The following is an 18395-nucleotide window of genomic DNA, read 5'->3' as shown; positions in this document are numbered from 1 at the left end:
ATGACCATAGCGAGTCGGTCCCACCCCTTCCCATCCCGAACAGGACCGTGAAACGACTCTACGCCGATGATAGTGCGGATTCCCGTGTGAAAGTAGGTAATCGTCAGGCTCCCTTAGCCAAGAACCCCCGCCCGAAAGGCGGGGGTTTTTGCATTGGGGCCGCCGAACGGCGTGCGCAGCACATGCCGGACGTGTTGGCGGGCTAGCGCCTGTGACCTGCGCGTATCTCAGCCTCAATTCTCCGTCGCGGTTTAGCGAGGAGCAGATTACCGGGGACTGACGGAGGCCGATGCGGGCATGAAACTCGCAGACCTGTATCGCAAGCACGATATATCGGATGCGAGGTTCTTTGTTCGGCAACACCATCGACCAGATGCTGCTCGAAGGTGAACCCTTGCAGGACATCGCTAACAACCGCCGAGTACGCGCCGCACTGCTGGCTCGTCATCTGTACGATTGTCCCCGGCTGGACTGCCGGCCCATGCGCGTGCGCAGGCACACTCACCTGCGGGCTTGGCACGCCTGACCGGCCCCCGGTTTCCGCACCTGACCAGCCCGGTCAGCACAAAACTGCAGCAGTTCCTACAATGCCATCCGCTCGCGTAGTTCCCGCGCCTGCCGTCGCGACACTTCCACCTCGCTGCCGTCATCCAGCGTCAGGTCATAGCCATCGCCGATGCTCGGCGTGACCCCACGAATGCGCCGCAGGTTGATCAGCGTATTGCGGTTCGCACGGAAGAACAGTTCCGGCGGCAGCCGCGCCTCCAGCGCGCTCAGGCTGCGCGTCAGCAGCGCATTCTGGTCGCGGAACCACAGTCGCGTGTAGTTGCCGTCCACCACCAACCTGCGGATCTCGGACACCGCCACGAACCAGCAGCGTTCGCCTTCGCGCACGAACACCTGATCCTGCGCGCCCAGCATCGTGCGCGGCATTGGCCCCTCGACTGCCTTTGCCTCGCGCTGACGTGCGCGCTGTAACGCTTCCAGCAGGCGAGGCGCTTCCACTGGCTTGACCAGGTAGTCCAGTGCGTTGGCCTGGAACGCGCGCACGGCATAGGTGTCGTAAGCGGTGACGAACACCACGGCAGGCACCGTGTCCACCCCTTCCAGTACATCGAAGCCGCTGCCGGAAGGCATTTGTACATCCAGCAGCACCAGGTCCGGTGCCAGCGTGGCAATTGCATCGCGCGCAGTCGGCACGTCATCGGCCTCACCCACGCATTCCACCCATGGCAGCATCGACAGCAACGTGCGCAGTTCCTGCCGCGCCAATCTCGCATCGTCGACGATCAACACGCGCAGCGGTGCACTCATTGCGGAATCTCCACGATGGCCTGCATACGCTCTTCCACCGACTGCAGGGCAAAGCGCCCGCGCGTGCCTAGCTGTGCGCGCAGGTAGGCGAGGCCGACACCATGACCATGGGTTTCAGGGCTACCCGTGCCGATCGGATTGTCCACCTGCAGGCGCAGCAGGCCATCGTCCAGCGTGGCGCGGATACGCACTTCGCCACCGCCCGGGCGAGTGGCGATGCCATGCTTGATCGCGTTCTCCACCAGCAACTGCAGCGCCATCGCCGGCAACTGGGCCTGCCCGGTCCCGACAGCGATGTCCCTGCGCACCCGCAAGCGCTGCTCGAAGTGAATGGCCTCGATGGCCAGATAGTCGTCCACCACCGCGAGTTCCTCGGCCAGCGTTACCTGTTCGCTGCGGTTGTGGGCCAGCGCATGGCGCAACGTGCGGGACAGACGGGTGGCCATATCGCGCGCACGCTCGGGGTCTTCCAGGATCAGCGCGCGCAGGTTGTTCAAGGCATTGAACATGAAATGCGGGTTAAGCCGAGCGCGCAATGCGTCACGTTCCAGCGCACTGCGCTCGGCCTCGGCGCGCAGTCGAGCCAGTTCGCTGTGGCGGGCGTGGCGCAGGCCGTGCAGGCCAGCCCACAGACCCGTCCACAGCAGCAGAACCAGCGCGGTGTTCATCCAGTACACCAGCACCGACGACAACTGATAGTCGGCATGTCCGCCCCGCAGTTGCACCCAGCGCAGGGCTAGCGCCGGCAGCAGCAGTGCCGCCGTTACTGCCTGCGCCACGCTGGTGCCGACCACCACGCCGGCGGTCAGCTTCAACACCAAGCTGCCCAGGCTGCCGTTCCACCAGCCCTGGCGCAACGCCATCGAGCGCAGCGCACCGCTGCACAGCCACAACGAAATCGCCAGACTCAAGCTGATCAACACCGCACCGCTGACGACTTCGCCGTCGGTGAAGCGGCTGCCCGCCCACAGTCCGAACAAGCCGTAGGCCACCCACGCCAGTGCGTTGAGCGACCAGAAGCGGAAGGAGGAAGTCGTTGCGTCCACGGGCATGGCAGGTCTGCGGGTAAAGAGTCGTACAGCGTCAGGGATGTGCGGCCAGGAAGGTACGCACCTGGTCCTGCAGCCAGCGCGGATCATCCCACATCAGGAAATGGTAGCCGTACGCGCTCATCGCGATCTGCACGCCCTGCAGCTTCGCATACTGGGCCTGAAACACCGCCCGGATAGAAGCCTCGGTGCCACCGAACGGCTGGTAGGCCGCCCAGGCGCCCAGCACCAGCACGGGGGCGTGGATGACGGCGATATCGTCGCGCAGATCGTGCACAAGCATCGAGTACATCGCATCGGCCATTGTCGCGCGGTCGGTGTCGCGGCCCCAGCGCTGCAGTTCGGACAGGTGATCGGCGCTGCGGGTCAGCGTTCTGGCAGTGGCATCGTTGCGCGTCCGGAAGCTGGCGTCGTCGGCCGTGAGCAGGCCTCGGCGTAGTTGCCCGGCTATCGTCGCTACGTTCTGCGCATTCGCCCGCGGATCCATGACCGCCGCATAGAACGGCAGCGAATCGACGATCACGAGCGTGCCCACGGCCTCGGGCGCCTTCAGTGCCAGTTGCATCGCCAGCACACCACCCAGGCTGTGACCGACCACAGCCACCTTCCGCAAGTGCCGCGCGTGCAGATAAGACAGCAGCTCGTCACGCATGGCCGACAGAAAATCGGCCGGGCGCGGACCCGCCGCCGCACCGGCAAAGCCCGGCAACTGCACCAGCAGGCATTGCACCTGCGGCTGCAGCGCCATGCAGGTATCGCGCCAGACCTCGGCGCTGCTGTTCAGGCCGGGGATCATCAACAGAGGGCGGCCACCGCCAACCACCTCGATCTGTATCTTGCCCGGCACCATCGCCGCATCGGTGGCCGCGTGTGCCGGATCCGGGCCGAGCACGGTCGTTGCTATGCCGACCATTGCCAGTCGGGCCAGGGCCTTCATCGCGTTCTTCATCGTCTGTCCTTGCGGATGGGTAACACTGGATGCGGCCAGCGTAGCGCTTGTCGCGAAGCCTCGATTGTGATTTCGGAGCAACGGCCGCTGGCAAGGGCGAGCGGTCGAAAGGCCGGGACCGGAATAGCGTCGAATGCGTCGACTCGGGCCTCCGTTGTTCTCGATCTACAGCTCTGTGCCACCAAAATCTTTCCGCACGCACTCCTTTGCCTCACATCAATCGGCATGCCAACGAGTGCTCATCTAACGTCGATCCATCCATGGGCGATGCTGCAGTGGCCGACGACGAGCGATGTTTTCAGGAAATGGCCGTCAATTGATACGTCTGGGCGAAAGACCTCCTGGGCTCGTCCACTGATCCTTCGACACGTTGCACCGATGTGATCAGCGAACTCAGCCCCAAATCGTCATGGAAATCTATGCGCATAAAGTCCATTCGCGAGACATGGCTGACAGAGCGGGGGGCAAGCCCTTCGGGGTAATATCGCCATTCGTCCCGATTCCCGGCGCTTCCAGGCAACCGCTGGCGGTCGGGGTCCCCCATATTCCGTCTCCCGCATCGTTCATGACTGACAGCCCTGCCCAAGGTGGTCGGACGACCGACTTCTTGCCGTATCTTGTCGCCGCAACGTTCTTCATGGAGTACCTCGACACGACCGTGATCGCGACCGCGCTGCCGCAAATGGCGCGCTCGTTCGGCGTCGGGCCGAACGCGCTGAGCCTCGGGATGACCGCCTACATGCTGGCGCTGGCTGTGTTCATCCCGATCAGCGGCTGGATCGCGGACCGCTTTGGCTCGCGTACGGTGTTCGCCAGTGCAATCGTCGTCTTTACCGGCGCATCGGTGCTGTGCGGGTTGTCCGAGGGCGTCGTGACGTTCACGGCTGCGCGCCTGCTGCAAGGCGTGGGCGGAGCGATGATGGTGCCGGTCGGGCGCATGATCGTCGTTCGCAGCACCGAGAAGGCGAAGCTGATGCGTGCGATCGCGACGATCACGTGGCCGGGCATCGTCGCGCCCGTCGTCGGGCCGCCGATCGGCGGCTTCATCACGACCTATGCGTCATGGCGATGGATCTTCCTGCTGAACGTCCCGTTTGGCATTGCAGCATTGGTCTGCACCTGGCTGATCGTCCGGAACACGCGGGCCGACGAGCAACGGCCGCTCGACTGGGGCGGCTTCGCGCTCGCCGGGGGCGCGCTGACCTGCCTGTTGATCGGCACCGAAGCAGCCGGTCAGCAGGACGTCCACTTCACGCGTGCGGCCGTCCTGGTGGGCGCGAGCGTGCTGTTCGGCATTGCCGCGTGGTGGCATGCGCGACGTTGCGCACATCCGTTGCTCGATTTCACGATATTGAAAGTGCCGACGTTCTCGGTGACGGTGATCACCGGGTCGATCACACGGATGGCCATCAATGCCGTGCCGTACCTTCTGCCGCTGCTGTTCCAGATCGGTTTCGGGCTGTCGCCGTTCCAGTCCGGCCTGCTGCTGCTCGCGAGTGCGCTCGGCAATCTCGGGATGAAGGCGGGAACGTCGTGGATTCTCGACCGCTTCGGCTTCCGGCGCGTTGCACTCGTCGACGTGACGATAGTCGGCCTCTTCACGATCGCATGCGGCTGGCTGACCGCATCGACACCCTTGGCGATCACGCTGTTCGTCGTATTCGTCTACGGACTGACGCGGTCGATGCAGTTCACGACGCTCGCGACGCTGGCCTATGCGGATATCCCGGCTCAGCAGACAAGCGCGGCCAGCACGCTATGGAGCGCTGCTCAGCAGATGACGATCGGGATGGGCATCGCGTTCGGTGCGTTGTCGCTGCGACTCGCGGCGTTGGTGCGTGGCGATGCGGTCGGCATGCACTACGTGCTTGACGATTTCCGCTGGGCGTTCGTCGCGGCGGGCGCGCTCGCGTTGCTGACGTTGCCGGGCTATGCACGTCTTGCCTCCGATGCAGGCGACCGGCTGCGGGCAAATGTCGCGCGCGGATAGGCCCGGGTTTCACGCCGACTTTGTGCTGCGACAAGTGAGTGTTCCGGCTCGACGTCACTCACCTGAAACGTCGATCCGTCGTGCGGCGATGCTCCGAAGGGAGGCGAAAACGGTCATCTGTCACAGCGGGTGAATGAACCGATCGCGTCGTGATGCCCATCCGCGAAGCGTCCTGATCGATCACGCGCGATTGGCACGTCGGATGTGCAGTATTTCCCGCCCGAATCCGCCGCTGTGATGGATGGCATGACAGCGTCGTGCTCGTCCCGATCGCCGTCACTGTGCGTCATGGAAGATGATGCCGACCGTGTGGCGATGGCCGCTCCGAATCCGGCTGACGCCGTGGCGCAGGTTGACGCGATAGACGCCGCGCGTTCCCTGTGCGGGCCTGCCGTGCACGGCGAAGATGACGGCGTCGCCTTGCGTCAGCGGCACCACTTCCGCGCGCGACTGCATGCGTGGCCGCTGTTCCGTCAGCACGAATTCCCCGCCGGTGAAATCGCGGCCCGGCGCCGACAACAGGATCGCGACCTGGAGCGGAAAGACGTGCTCGCCATACAGGTCCTGATGGAGGCAGTTGTAGTCGTCGGCGCCGTATTGCAGGATCAGCGGCGTCGGTCGTGTCTGTCCCGCTGCGTGGCAGCGATCGAGGAAGGTCGCGTGGTCTGCCGGATAGCGGATGTCGATCCCGAGCGCCTTGTTCCAGCGATTCGCGATTGGCGCGAGATGCGGGTAGGTCGTCGCACGCAGCTCGGCGATGATCGCCGGGAGCGGATATGCGAAATACTTGTATTCGCCGCGCCCGAACCCGTGCCGTGCCATCACGACGCGCGAGCGATAGAGCGCATCGCGCGGATAGAGCGACGCGATCGCCGCGCATTCGCTTGCCGAGATCAGGCCCGGCACGCGCGCGCATCCGTGGCGATCGAGATCGGCATCGATAGTCGTCCAGTCGATCGCGTCGACGCGTTGCGCGATTTCCAGCGATTCGACGGCAGGTTGCAGGTCGGCGATGTTCACGGGCGTCCCTCGGTTCGTCGGCAATGTGGCGCCATGCAGTCGTGCGAAATGCTTCGGCAACGTCGTTCGCACGGTTGAGTCCACGGTAAATGTTGATGAGCCCAGTCTACGGATGTCCATGCACCGGCGCGCTCCGGATCTTGCGCTTCAATTCGGGAAAGGAAGAGGGCGAGCGCTCGCGACGGCATGGACGCACCGGGCGCCTCGACGAGTCGAATGGGAGAAGCGGAGAAGCGAGGGCCGAATCTTCTGCGGCAGGTAGCCGGCTCCTGCCGGCCACCCGCCGAATCACCGCTTACACCACCGACCGGAACAGCCAATAGAGCCCGCCGGCAAGTACGATCGACGCGGGCAGCGTCAGCACCCACGCCAGCACGAGGCTGCGCACCGTGCCCCATTGCAGGCCCGATCCGTTCGCCGCCATCGTGCCTGCGACGCCCGACGACAGCACGTGCGTCGTCGACACGGGCAATCCGTACACGTCGGCCGCGCCGATCGTGAGCATCGCGACGAGTTCGGCCGATGCGCCCTGTCCGTACGTCAGATGCTGCTTGCCGATTTTCTCGCCGACGGTCACGACGATTCGCTTCCAGCCAACCATCGTGCCGAGGCCAAGTGCGATCGCGACCGCAACCTTCACCCACGTCGGAATGAACTTGGTCGCGTGGTCGAGCTGTTTGCGATAGTTGTCGATTGCGAGCTTGTCGTCGGCAGCGAACGCGGGTTGGCCGGATTTTTCGATCAGGCGAATTGCTTCGGACACCAGATACATCGTGTTGCGCACGTTGTCGACGTCACGCTGCGGCACGGCCGCCATCGAGCCCGATGCGCCGACCGCGGTCGCGAGCGACGCGGACAACTGCTGGACAGCGGGGATCACGGCCGGCGTCAGTTCGCGATGCTGGACGTAAAGCTCGACGTCGGCGTGCGGGTTCGCGGACGGTGCAACGCCGTTCGTGTACTTCCCGAACGTCGCGGCTGCCTGGTTCGCGACCGCAACGAAGGTCTGTGTCTCGGCCGGCGTGACGGCCTTGTTCAGCGCGTAGGCGGTCGGCACCGTGCCGATCAGGATCAGCATGATGAGGCCCATCCCTTTCTGCCCGTCGTTCGAGCCGTGCGCGAACGATACGCCGGTGCAGGTCAGGATCAGCAGGCAACGAATCCAGAACGGCGGCGGCTGGTTTTTCGGCGGCTCCTTGTACAGCTCGGGAATCCGCACGAGGGTTTTCAGCACGAACAGCAGTAGCGCCGCGCACAGGAAGCCGACGATCGGCGAGAACAGCAGCGACTTGCCGACGCCGAGCGCCTGGCCCCAGTCGACGCCGCTCGTGCCGGACGGCCCGTGCATCAGCTGATTCATCAGCCCGACGCCGATGATCGACCCGATCAGCGTATGCGAGCTCGACGACGGCAATCCGAAATACCAGGTCGCGAGGTTCCACACGATCGCGGCGATCAGCAACGCGAACACCATCGCGAAGCCCGCGCCGCTGCCGACCTGCAGGATCAACTCGACCGGCAGCAGTTGCAGGATGCCGAACGCGACGGCGCCGCTCGAGATCATCACGCCGAGGAAGTTCCACAGGCCGGACCAGATCACCGCGACGTTCGGCGTCAGAGAGTGCGTATAGATCACGGTGGCCACCGCGTTCGCGGTGTCGTGGAAACCGTTGACGAATTCGAAGCCGAGCGCGATCAGCAGCGCGGCGCCGAGCATCAGGTACGGGAACAGCGATCCTTCGCGCATCGGCGACAGATCGTCGATCAGGTGCGTGGCGATATAGATCGCACCGATTGCGAGCACCAGCAGGAAGACGGCCAAGCCGAGCTGTCTGGTGCGCTCGACGGAGCCCGAATTGTTCGAGGCGGACGAAGCAGGTTGATTCATGACGCTATCTCGTAAGGGAACCGCGTCCGATCCTAGCTTCGGCTAGCAGTCAGTTTGATGACAGCAGGGAGTACGAACGATGTGTCTTACAGCGACGTAAGGTGAGCGTTGCCATGCAAGTGCGATTGCGACACGACACGACACGTCGGCTTGTGTCGTGGTCGATATCGCGAACGCAACACGGCAGGAGGCTATCTGGCAGTGTCGCGCCGATCGTCGTCGGCAATGAACGTCCATCCGTGCGGCGACGCGGCGAATGTCGTGCACGACAGCGGTGCGACGTCGATGCGGGTTGCCGCGTCGGGATCCATCTGCAGCGCATGCGCGATGGCCGCGCGAACGATCGGCGCATGCGTGACGGCGACGATGTCGCGGTGGTGTTGCAGCGCGTTCAACCATGTGCCGACGCGGCATATCGCTGCGTCGAACGATTCACCGCCGTGCGGCGACGAGGCCGGATCGCCGATCCACGCGCCCAGTTCGTCAGGAAAGTCGCGCGCGAGGTCGTGCAGCCGCTTGCCGCGCCAGTTTCGGTAGTCGATGTCACGCAGTGCGTCATCGATGTCGGCATGCAGGCCGAGCGCATCGGCGGTCTGCACCGCACAGCGGGCCGGGCTGCACAGCACGAGCGCGCCGGCAATGCCTGTCCACCGGTCGCGCAGCGCCGCGGCTTTGGCGAGCCCATGCGCGTCGAGCGGATCGTCGTCGGGAAACGTGCCGGTACGCATCGCCCGGGTCGATGCGTGTGCGATCAGGCGCAGCGAGGCATGCTTGTTCATGTCGTTTTTCGGATGATCCGGGACGGGGCGTTCACCTGCCGCCGCTTCAATACGCGAACGTTCGCGCGTACAATTCGCCGCGATACGAAACGCGGAAGCCGGTTCAATTCCGGCGCGGTCGCGCCACTGTAACCGGTGATCCATGATCCCGGAAGCCAGACCTGCCTTCGTACCCATCCAACATTTGTCGGGGCGCGATTCCCCTGAGGTGCATCCATGAGCGAAGCAGTGCTGAAGCCGGCGGTCGTGCCGGCGCCCATCCCCGTCCGTGAACTGTTGCCGTGGGCCGTGTTCGTCGGCCTGATCCTGTTGCTCGCGATTTATTTCGTCGGCGCGGAACAGGGGGCAACGTCGCTCGTGCCGGGCATGTACGTCCACGAGTTCGTCCACGACGGCCGCCATCTGCTCGGCTTCCCCTGCCACTGACGCGGAGTACACGATGGTCGGAAAGCTGCTCATGCGCGGGATGCTCGCAGGCATCGCCGCAGGCCTCCTGACGTTCGGTTTCGCCAAAATCGTCGGCGAACCGCAAGTCGATCAGGCAATCTCCTTTGAAGAAAAACTCGACGTCGCCAAGGGCGACGCGCCGGAGCCCGAGCTGGTAAGCCGCCACACGCAGGCCGGCATCGGCTTGCTGACCGGCGTCGTCACGTACGGCGCGGCCTTCGGCGGATTGTTCTCGCTGGTCTTTGCGTATGCCTATGGCCGAGGCAGCCGCCTCCCGGCGCGGCCGCTGGCCGCGTGGCTCGCGCTGGCGGCGTTCGTCGCGCTGGTGATCGTGCCGAACATCAAGTACCCGGCCAATCCGCCGTCGGTCGGCGACCCCGACACGATCGGCTATCGCACGGGCTTGTTTTTCCTGATGATTGCGATCTCGATCGCGACGATGGTGTTCTCGGTCAACGTGCGCCGCCACCTGCTGGCGAAGCTCGGGCAATGGAACGCGTCGATCGTCGCGGGGCTCGTGTTCATCGCGATCATCGCGGCCGTGCAGTTCGGGCTGCCGTCGATCAACGAGGTGCCGGCCGCCTTCCCGGCCGTCGTCCTGTGGAAGTTCCGCGCCGCGGCGATCGGCATGCAGGCGATCATGTGGACGACGATCGGCCTGCTGTTCGGCGCATGGGTCGAGCGCGGCGAACGCATCGGCATGCGCGCCGCCTGACGCGCATGGCAACGGGGGGCGCCTAGCGCAGCATGCGCGGCGCGCGCTTCGTCGATTCGCGCGCCAGCGCGACGAACGCGGCCAGATAGTCGATCGATTCATCCGCTTCACGGATGCCGAGGAAGATCTGCTTCGCGATCCCCTTCTTGCCAAGCTTGACCGGCACGACCGGCATCCGGTCTGCGTATTCGTCGGCAAGCCATCTCGGCAGCGCGGCCACGCCGCGTTCGCTCGCCACCATCTGCAGCATGATGTCGGTCGTCTCGATCGACTTGTGCCGCTTCGGCACGATGCCCGCCGGCGTCAGGAACTGGGTGTAGATGTCGAGCCGGTCGGTTTCGACAGGATAGGTGATCAGGACCTCGTCGTTGAGCTGTTCCGGCGTCACGTATTCGGCGTTCGCAAAACGGTGTGAATCGGCGACCACCAGCACCTGCTCGTAGTCGAACACCGGGTCGAAGCGCAGGCCCGGCTTGTTCAGCGGATCGGGCGTCACGAGCACGTCGATGTCATAGCCGAACAGCGCGCCGATGCCGCCGAACTGGAAGCGCTGCTTCACGTCGACGTCGACGTCGGGCCAGCGCGACAGGTACGGCGACACGACCTTCAGGAGCCACTGGTAGCACGGGTGGCACTCCATCCCGATGCGCAGCGTGCCACGCTCACCCTTTGCGTACTGCTTCATCCGCTCCTCGGCGAGCTCGAACTGCGGCAGCAGCCGGTTCGCCAGCTTCAGCAGATACTGCCCGCCCTGCGTGAGCCGCAGGCCACGACCTTCCCGATTCCAGATCGGCGCACCGAGCTGCTGCTCGATTTTCCGGACGGTATGGCTGAGCGCCGATTGCGTGAGGTGCAGCGTATTGGCGGCCGCAGTCAGCGAGCCCTGGCGCTCGACCTCACGAATGACGACAAGATGGAATCGTTCCAGCATGGATTTCGCTCGCGCAATAGACACATGAATAACTTTAATGGATGAATGAAATAATGCCATTTTATTTCATGATTTGAAATCCCTATCATGGCTGCCGGACATTCCATTTCTCTTCTGGACGGAAGCTCATGGTCACGACCCACAACCTCGGTTTTCCGCGCATCGGCGCGAAGCGCGAACTCAAGTTCGGTCTCGAACGCTACTGGAAGGGCGAATCGTCGCGCGACGAGCTGAAGGCACTCGGCGCCGAGCTGCGCCAGCGTCACTGGAACGACCAGCGCGACCTGGGCCTGGCCCCGGTCGGCGACTTCGCGTTCTACGATCAGGTGCTCGACATGAGCTTCACGCTCGGCAACTTGCCGAAGCGCGTGCAGGGCTTCCACGGCGATGTGCTCGACAACTATTTCCGCGTCGCGCGCGGCCGTTCGGCACAGTCGGCGGAAGAACATGCCGCGTGCTGCGGTGGTGTCGCGGCCGGTGAAATGACGAAGTGGTTCGATACGAACTACCACTACATCGTGCCGGAGTTCCACGCGGACACGAACTTCTCGCTCGACCCGTCGCGCCTGCTGCAGCAACTGGCGGAAGCGCAGGCGCAGGGCGTGGCCGCGAAGCCGGTGATCATCGGCCCCGTCACGTACCTGTGGCTCGGCAAGGCGAAGGACGATTCCGACCGCCTCGCGCTGCTGCCGAAGCTGCTGCCGGTGTACGGCGCGCTGCTCGACACGCTGACCGCGCAGGGCGTCGAATGGATACAGGTCGACGAACCGATTCTCGTCATCGAACTCGACGACGAATGGCAGCAAGCATTCAAGACCGCGTACGCCGCGCTCGAAACGCGCCGGATCAAGGTGCTGCTCGCGACGTACTTCGGCCAGTTGCAGAGCAATCTGGCGCTCGCGAGCTCGCTGCCGGTCGACGGCCTGCATGTCGACGCGATCAACGCACGCGATGAAGTCGACGCGCTGGTACGTGAACTGCCGGCCGAGCGGGTGCTGTCGGTGGGCGCGATCAACGGCCGCAACATCTGGAAGACGGACCTGAACGCGACGCTCGACTGGCTCGAGCCGCTCGCGAAGCAACTGGGCGATCGCCTGTGGCTTGCGCCGTCGTGCTCGCTGCTGCACGTGCCGGTCGATCTCGCGAGCGAGGAGAAGCTCGACGCGGAAATCCGCTCGTGGCTCGCGTTCGCGCTGCAGAAGCTCGACGAGCTGAAGGTGCTCGCGACCGCACTGAACGAAGGCCGTGACAAGGTGGCCGATGCGCTGGCCGCGAACGCCGCCGCGATCCATTCGCGTCGCAACTCGCCGCGCGTGAACAACCCGGCGGTGAAGGCCGCGATCGCCCGGATGGACGCGCAGCTCGGCAACCGCGTGAGCCCCTATCCGCAGCGCGCGCCGAAGCAGTCGGCACGCCTGAACCTGCCGGCGTTTCCGACGACGACGATCGGCTCGTTCCCGCAGACCGGCGAAATCCGTCAGGCCCGCAGCCGGTTCAAGGCCGGCGCGCTCGATGAAGCCGGCTACCGCAAGGCGATGCAGGCCGAGATCGAACGCAGCGTCCGCGAGCAGGAATCGCTCGAACTCGACGTGCTCGTGCACGGCGAAGCAGAACGTAACGACATGGTCGAATATTTCGGCGAGCAGCTCGACGGCTACGCGTTCAGCCAGTTCGGCTGGGTGCAGTCGTACGGTTCGCGTTGCGTGAAGCCGCCGATCCTGTTCGGCGACATCAGCCGTCCGAAGGCGATGACGGTCGAATGGATCACGTATGCGCAGTCGCTGACGAGCAAGCCGATGAAGGGCATGTTGACCGGCCCCGTGACGATCCTGAACTGGTCGTTCGTGCGCGACGACCAGCCGCGCTCGGTGTCGTGCTACCAGCTCGCGCTGGCGATCCGCGAGGAAGTGCTCGATCTCGAGAAGGCCGGCGTGCGCGTGATCCAGATCGACGAGGCTGCGCTGCGCGAAGGGCTGCCGCTGCGCCGCGCCCAGTGGGGCGAGTACCTGAAGTGGGCGGTCGAAGCGTTTCGCGTCGCCGCGAACGGCGTGCAGGACGAAACGCAGATTCATACGCACATGTGCTATTCGGAGTTCAACGACATCATCGCGTCGATCGCCGACATGGATGCGGACGTGATCACGATCGAGACGTCGCGCTCGGACATGGAACTGCTCGACGCATTCGACACCTTCAAGTATCCGAACGAAATCGGGCCGGGCGTGTACGACATTCACTCGCCAAACATCCCGACGCAGGCGCACATCGTCGGCCTGATGAAGAAGGCGGCTGAGCGGATTCCAGCGGAACGGCTATGGGTGAACCCGGACTGCGGCCTGAAGACGCGCCAGTGGGCGGAAGTGATTCCGGCGCTGACGAACATGGTCGCAGCCGCGAAGACGCTGCGCAACCAGGTGCAATAACACGCGCTGCGCGGATCGATGATCCGGCGGTGGGTGTCGCACCGGTCGAGACCGTTCCGGGCAGGCGCCGGGACGCGTCGTTTCCACTATTGTCGCCGCGGCATCATGATCCGGCGCGGCGATCGCGGGCGGGACGGCGTCGGATCGGACGCCGGCCGGCTTGTTCATTCGGATGGGAGAAGCGCATCATGAGCCAGGCCGCGAACGACGCAATCGACCGATTGCTGAAGGCGCTCGAGGACGGCAGCGACGATTGCTGGGCGATCTACGAGGAAATCGGCCGGGTGGTCGTGAGCCGGCTGTTGCGTACCGACCGGGCGATGCTGCGTGACATGGCCAGCGCATGGATCGCGAGCGACGATGCGCAGGCGACTCTGATTGATACCGATCGCGATTCACCGGATCTCGGTGCGGCGCAAGCGCGCGCCGAGCAGGCGGACGGCGCGATGCGCGCCGTCATTCTGAATACCGTATTCGGTACGGAGCGAACATGACGACCGTCGACAAACGCAAACCGCTGTCGCGGCCCGGCGGCTACAGCGAGGGCGGGGAATACAACTGGCGCACGGGCGGCGGTTCGGCGCCCATGATCGAGGTCAGCCAACGCGAGACGTTCTATCGGCAGGCGTACTGCGGATGCACGTATTCGCCGCGCGACGCCAACCTGCAGCGCAAGTCGAACGGTTGTGAATTGATCCGGGGCGGCGTGATGTATTAGGCGCGGACGCGCCGGAGAGCGGCGAGGAAGGCTGAACGCGGTGTAGCCGGAAAGACGGGCGCGTGGCGGCCGGAGTCGGGCAAAGAAGAAGCGGCCTTCGACGAAGGCCGCTTTTTTTGCATGAGACGCGGGCGGGCGAAGCGGCCAGCCCGGTGTCTATGTGCGTTACGCGGTGCGAGCTGCGTGCGGCAACGTGTCGGCCGTCTTGCGCGGCGCGCCCGCATCGTCGATGCTCACGCGGCGCGAAATCAGCCACACGCACAGCGACGACAGGATCGCGGCGCTCGTGTACTGGAGCGCGAGCGGCCACCATTGCGGCGCGGTGTTCTGCGCGATGATGGTCGCGACGAGCGGCGTGAGGCCGCCGGCCAGTGCGCCGCACACCTGGTACGCGATCGAGATCGCCGTGTAGCGGATGCGTGCGACGAAGATGCCGCTGACGAAGCCCGCGACCACCGAGTAGTAACCCGATTCCGCGAGCGTCGCGAGGCCGACGCCGATCGTGATCGACAGCGGCGTGCCCATGTGCACGAGCGGCAGCATGACGAACGGGACGATCGCGGCCCATGCGCCGGTGATCAGCAGCACGCGCGTGGTGCCGAAGCGCTGCGCGAGGAACGCGGCCGCGAGCTGCACGACGAACTGCAGTACCGCGACGATCGTCATGCAATGCAGCACCATCGACCGGTCGAGCGACAGGAACTGCGTCGCATAGCTGATCATGAAGATGTTGCTGAAGTACACGCCGGCGATGCCGTACACGTTCGCACCGATGGCGAGCAGCAGCAGCGGCCAGTACTTGAGCGCTTCCCGCAGCGGTTTTTGCGCGATGTTGCCGCTCCGCTTGACTTCCTCGAACTCGGGCGATTCGGACACGCTCGCGCGGATCACGAAGCCGACAATCAGCAGTACGGAACTCGCGAGGAACGGCACGCGCCAGCCCCAGCTCATCATGTCTTCCTTCGACAGCGTGCTGATCGCGCCGAACGCGAGCATCGACAGGATCAGGCCGCTCGCGCTGCCGAGCTGCGCGAACGACGCGAAGAACGTGCGCTTGCCTTCCGGTGCATGCTCGCCCGCGAGCAGCACCGCGCCGCCCCATTCGCCGCCGACCGCGATGCCTTGCAGCACGCGCATCAGCACGAGCAGGATCGGTGCAATCACGCCGGCTTGCGCATGGGTCGGCAGCAGGCCGATCGCGACCGTCGACACGGCCATCAGCATCAGCGTCGCGAGCAGCGAACGCTTGCGGCCGAAGCGGTCGCCGAGGTAGCCGAACATCACGCCGCCGAGCGGCCGTGCGAAGAAGCCGACCGCGAACGAGCCGAACGATGCGAGCAGGCTGACGAAGCGGTTTTCGCCGGGAAAGAACAGCGGCCCGAACACGATGGCGGCGGCGGTCGCGTAGCTATAGAAGTCGTACCACTCGATCGTGGTGCCGACGAACGACGCGAGCGCCGCCCGCTTGGGTTGCTTGACGGAAGTCCCCATCTTGATTTGTGCTCCTCTGAATCCTTTGATTTGGAATAGGCGGCGGCGCGCGGATCAGTCGCGGTACGCGACGCCCGGCAGCACGCACAGCAGCTCGTACGCGAGGTTCGCGCCGAGCAGCGCCGTGGTGCCGAACGGGTCGTACGGCGGCGCGACTTCGACGAGATCGCAGCCGACGATGTTCAGCCCCTTCGCGCCGCGGATGATCTCGAGCGCCTGCGGCACCGTGAGGCCCGCGATTTCCGGCGTGCCGGTGCCCGGCGCGTAGGCTGGATCGATGCCGTCGATGTCGAAGCTGATGTAGACGGGCGTATCGCCGACGCGCTCGCGCACTTCTTCCATCAGCGGCGCGAGCGACTTGTTCCAGCATTCCTCCGCCTGGACGACGCGGAAGCCCTGCTCGCGGCACCAGTCGAAATCCTCGGCCGCGTAGCCGGTGCCGCGCAGGCCGATCTGCGTGACCTTGTCGCCGTGCAGCAGGCCTTCCTCGACCGCGCGGCGGAACGGCGTGCCGTGCGCGATCTTTTCGCCCATCATCGTGTCGTTCACGTCGGCGTGTGCATCGACGTGGATCAATGCAACCTTGCCGTGCTTGCGATGGATCGCGCGCAGGATCGGCAGCGCGATCGTATGGTCGCCGCCGAGCGTGATCGGCTTGCAGTCGTGCTCGAGGATCGCGTCGTACGCGGCTTCGATGCGTGCGATGGAATCGTGCAGGTTGTACGGATTGATCGCGACGTCGCCGATGTCGGCGATCTGCAGCGAATCGAATGGGGCTGCGCGCGTGGCCATGTTGTACGGGCGCAGCAGCACGGATTCGGTGCGGATCTGGCGCGGGCCGAAGCGTGCGCCGGTGCGGTTGGAGGTGCCGAGATCGAACGGCACGCCGACGAAACAGGCGTCGAGGCCTTCGGCGCTCGCCACGTGCGGCAGGCGCATCATCGTCGCGATGCCGCCGCAGCGCGGCATTTCATTGCCGCCGAGCGGCTGGAAATGGGGGTGGTCGTTCATGGGCTGTCTCTTCCGATGTGGGGTTGCCGTATCATGCGACGCGGCTTGGCGCACAGTTTTACGCGCTCCGCCTGCAAAGAAGAATGCGAAGATATCGACGTAAACATCGATTCTCATCGATGTATGGAAGGGGATGAGTGTGCTGGGGAATCTGTCGACCCTCGATCTGCGGTTGATCCGCGTGTTTCTCGCGGTCACGGACGCAGGCGGCGTATCGGCCGCGCAGGCCGTGCTGAACGTCGGGCAGTCGACGATCAGCGCACAGCTTTCGTCGCTCGAGACGCGCCTCGGCTACCGGCTCTGCGAGCGCGGCCGCAGCGGTTTCCGGCTCACGCCGAAGGGTGAGCGCTTCCACGCGATGAGCCGCAAGCTGCTCGCGGCGCTCGATGAATTCGGGATGGCCGCGCGGCACATGGATCGTCAGCTGGTCGGCACGCTGAATATCGGCCTGATCGGCCATACGCCGGTGAGCCAGAACGCGCGGATCGCCGAGGCGATCGCCGCGTTTCGCACCCGCGACGAGGCCGTGCGTTTCTCGATCTCCGTGCGCGCGCCGGGCGATCTCGAGGAGAAGCTGCTGAGCGACGAGATCCAGATCGCGGTCGGCTATTTCTGGCACCGGGTGCCGTCGCTGCACTACACGCCGCTGTTCATCGAGCGCCAGGTTGCGTACTGCGGCCGCGGCCATCCGCTGTTCGACGGCGCCGGCGCGCTGACGCCGGCCGACGTCGCGGGCTTCGAATGGGCGTGGCGCTCGTATCCGCTGCCCGAGGCGCAGATGTCGACGACGCCCGATCGCGTGACCGCGACGGCCGACAACATGGAGGCCGTCGCGCTGCTGATCCTGTCCGGCCACCACCTCGGCTACCTGCCGCAGCACTTTGCCGCGCCGTACGTCGCGCAGGGGCTGCTCGCGCCGCTCAATCCGGAGCAACTGCGCTACGACGTGACGTTCCACATGGTCGTCGCGCGCAACGGGCGCGGCAATCCGCTCGTGGATGCGTTTCTCGAGGATCTCGAACGCGCGCACCAGCCGCCCGACATCGCATAGGCCGCCGGCCTCAACACTGTGAACGAGTGTTGCAGCGGCGTGGCCCGACGCGGCCCACATCGATCGGCGTCGAAGTGATGGATCGGGCGTCGGGTGCGGCTTGCGCGCACCGCCCACCCGCCGGCATCACGGCACCGGCAACCCCGCGTCATGCTTGACCTCGCGCAGCGACAGCGCCGATTCGATCGACGTCACGCCCGGCAGCATCCGCAGCGATTCGCGCAGGAACGTGCCGTAGTCGTCGAGGTCGCGCGCCACGACCTGCAACAGATAGTCGGCGGTGCCCGCCACGTTGTGGCACGCCAGGATCCGCTCGATGCCGAGCACCTCCCGCTCGAAGCGGTCGGCGGTCTTGCGGTCGTGCGTCGCGAACCGCACGAGCACGAACGCAACGACGCCGAAACCGAGCGCCTGGCGCGACAGCTGCGCGCGGTAGCGCTCGATGTAGCCGTCGTTTTCGAGACGTTTCAGGCGCCGCGCGCAAGGGGTCTCGGAGAGGCCCACGGTGTCGGCGAGGCGGGCGATCGGCAGGCGGCCGTCGCGCTGCACCGTGGCAAGGATGGCGCGGTCGGTTTTGTCGAGTTCGGTCATGTTGGCGGATTCCTGTTGCAGATTCGAT

At 65.2% G+C, this 18395-nt stretch carries 17 protein-coding genes, 1 rRNA gene and 1 riboswitch; of the genes, 8 read left to right on the top strand and 10 right to left on the bottom strand.

Annotation, left to right across the window (positions count from 1 at the left end; genetic code table 11):
* Nucleotides 1-109: ribosomal RNA gene (gene rrf / locus HWX36_RS22685) — 5S ribosomal RNA — on the top strand; the annotation flags it as partial.
* Between the two features lie 473 nt (nt 110-582).
* Here rrf and HWX36_RS22680 read toward each other — a convergent pair.
* From HWX36_RS22680 to HWX36_RS22670, 3 genes are read right to left on the bottom strand one after another with little or no spacing between them, the layout of a single operon-like run.
* Nucleotides 583-1314 (bottom strand): LytTR family DNA-binding domain-containing protein, encoded by a 732-nt coding sequence (locus HWX36_RS22680; protein WP_175954914.1) that lies wholly within the window; start codon nt 1312-1314, stop codon nt 583-585.
* Complete coding sequence (locus HWX36_RS22675; RefSeq protein WP_208457819.1) at nt 1311-2366, bottom strand: histidine kinase; 1056 nt, start codon at nt 2364-2366, stop codon at nt 1311-1313. Before HWX36_RS22675 ends, HWX36_RS22680 begins: the two co-directional genes overlap by 4 nt.
* Before the next feature lie 31 nt (nt 2367-2397).
* Nucleotides 2398-3312: an alpha/beta hydrolase gene (locus HWX36_RS22670; RefSeq protein ID WP_208457818.1), complete on the bottom strand. Its 915-nt coding sequence runs from the start codon at nt 3310-3312 to the stop codon at nt 2398-2400.
* Between the two features lie 565 nt (nt 3313-3877).
* On the opposite strand from HWX36_RS22670, the gene HWX36_RS22665 reads away from it, so the two are divergent.
* Nucleotides 3878-5302, top strand: coding sequence for a DHA2 family efflux MFS transporter permease subunit (locus tag HWX36_RS22665; RefSeq protein WP_175954912.1), 1425 nt, complete (start codon nt 3878-3880; stop codon nt 5300-5302).
* A 276-nt stretch (nt 5303-5578) separates the two neighbouring features.
* Here HWX36_RS22665 and HWX36_RS22660 read toward each other — a convergent pair whose 3' ends face one another.
* The 3 genes from HWX36_RS22660 to HWX36_RS22650 form a co-directional block, all read right to left on the bottom strand.
* Complete coding sequence (locus HWX36_RS22660) at nt 5579-6322, bottom strand: 2OG-Fe(II) oxygenase (RefSeq protein WP_175954910.1); 744 nt, start codon at nt 6320-6322, stop codon at nt 5579-5581.
* A gap of 295 nt (nt 6323-6617) precedes the next feature.
* Nucleotides 6618-8210 (bottom strand): inorganic phosphate transporter, encoded by a 1593-nt coding sequence (locus HWX36_RS22655; RefSeq protein WP_175954908.1) that lies wholly within the window; start codon nt 8208-8210, stop codon nt 6618-6620.
* Nucleotides 8211-8401: 191 nt separating this feature from the next.
* On the bottom strand, nt 8402-8989 hold the full coding sequence (locus HWX36_RS22650) for a histidine phosphatase family protein (RefSeq protein WP_175954906.1): 588 nt from the start codon (nt 8987-8989) through the stop codon (nt 8402-8404).
* Between the two features lie 40 nt (nt 8990-9029).
* Nucleotides 9030-9173: riboswitch (cobalamin riboswitch) on the top strand.
* Nucleotides 9174-9205: 32 nt separating this feature from the next.
* Here HWX36_RS22650 and HWX36_RS22645 point away from each other — a divergent pair.
* The gene (locus tag HWX36_RS22645) at nt 9206-9415 is read left to right on the top strand and encodes a CbtB-domain containing protein (RefSeq protein ID WP_011353973.1); all 210 of its coding nucleotides are present in this window, start codon (nt 9206-9208) and stop codon (nt 9413-9415) included.
* A 13-nt stretch (nt 9416-9428) separates the two neighbouring features.
* The gene (locus tag HWX36_RS22640; RefSeq protein ID WP_175954903.1) at nt 9429-10151 is read left to right on the top strand and encodes a CbtA family protein; all 723 of its coding nucleotides are present in this window, start codon (nt 9429-9431) and stop codon (nt 10149-10151) included.
* 22 nt (nt 10152-10173) lie between these two features.
* On the opposite strand, the gene HWX36_RS22635 is transcribed toward HWX36_RS22640, so the two are convergent.
* Nucleotides 10174-11082, bottom strand: coding sequence for a LysR substrate-binding domain-containing protein (locus tag HWX36_RS22635; protein WP_175954901.1), 909 nt, complete (start codon nt 11080-11082; stop codon nt 10174-10176).
* Between the two features lie 128 nt (nt 11083-11210).
* Between HWX36_RS22635 and metE the strand changes: the two genes are divergently transcribed.
* The 3 genes from metE (at nt 11211) to HWX36_RS22620 (ending at nt 14223) form a co-directional block, all read left to right on the top strand.
* The gene (metE, locus tag HWX36_RS22630) at nt 11211-13505 is read left to right on the top strand and encodes a 5-methyltetrahydropteroyltriglutamate--homocysteine S-methyltransferase (protein ID WP_175954899.1); all 2295 of its coding nucleotides are present in this window, start codon (nt 11211-11213) and stop codon (nt 13503-13505) included.
* A gap of 221 nt (nt 13506-13726) precedes the next feature.
* The gene (locus tag HWX36_RS36845) at nt 13727-13999 is read left to right on the top strand and encodes a hypothetical protein (RefSeq protein ID WP_208457817.1); all 273 of its coding nucleotides are present in this window, start codon (nt 13727-13729) and stop codon (nt 13997-13999) included.
* Nucleotides 13996-14223 carry an epoxyqueuosine reductase QueH gene (locus tag HWX36_RS22620; RefSeq protein WP_175954895.1) on the top strand — a complete coding sequence of 76 codons (228 nt, stop codon included), beginning with the start codon at nt 13996-13998 and terminating at the stop codon, nt 14221-14223. The genes HWX36_RS36845 and HWX36_RS22620 overlap by 4 nt, the downstream gene beginning before the upstream one ends.
* A 165-nt stretch (nt 14224-14388) precedes the next feature.
* Here the strand turns inward: HWX36_RS22620 and HWX36_RS22615 are convergent, their stop codons facing one another.
* Together HWX36_RS22615 and speB are read right to left on the bottom strand one after the other, a co-directional pair.
* Complete coding sequence (locus HWX36_RS22615; RefSeq protein WP_175954893.1) at nt 14389-15714, bottom strand: MFS transporter; 1326 nt, start codon at nt 15712-15714, stop codon at nt 14389-14391.
* A gap of 54 nt (nt 15715-15768) precedes the next feature.
* Entirely contained in the window at nt 15769-16725 is a 957-nt protein-coding gene (gene speB / locus HWX36_RS22610; protein WP_175954891.1) for an agmatinase, read from the bottom strand.
* A 139-nt stretch (nt 16726-16864) separates the two neighbouring features.
* Here speB and HWX36_RS22605 point away from each other — a divergent pair, with 139 nt between their 5' ends.
* The gene (locus tag HWX36_RS22605; protein WP_175954932.1) at nt 16865-17776 is read left to right on the top strand and encodes a LysR family transcriptional regulator; all 912 of its coding nucleotides are present in this window, start codon (nt 16865-16867) and stop codon (nt 17774-17776) included.
* A 126-nt stretch (nt 17777-17902) separates the two neighbouring features.
* Here the strand turns inward: HWX36_RS22605 and HWX36_RS22600 are convergent, their stop codons facing one another.
* Complete coding sequence (locus HWX36_RS22600; RefSeq protein WP_175954889.1) at nt 17903-18367, bottom strand: Lrp/AsnC family transcriptional regulator; 465 nt, start codon at nt 18365-18367, stop codon at nt 17903-17905.
* Between the last annotated feature and the right edge of the window lie 28 nt (nt 18368-18395).

It is taken from the genome of Burkholderia sp. BCC0405 (assembly GCF_902833075.1).
In the GTDB taxonomy this organism is placed as follows: domain Bacteria; phylum Pseudomonadota; class Gammaproteobacteria; order Burkholderiales; family Burkholderiaceae; genus Burkholderia.
Note: the sequence above shows the minus strand (reverse complement) of the source record. Positions and strands in the feature narration are given on the sequence as shown.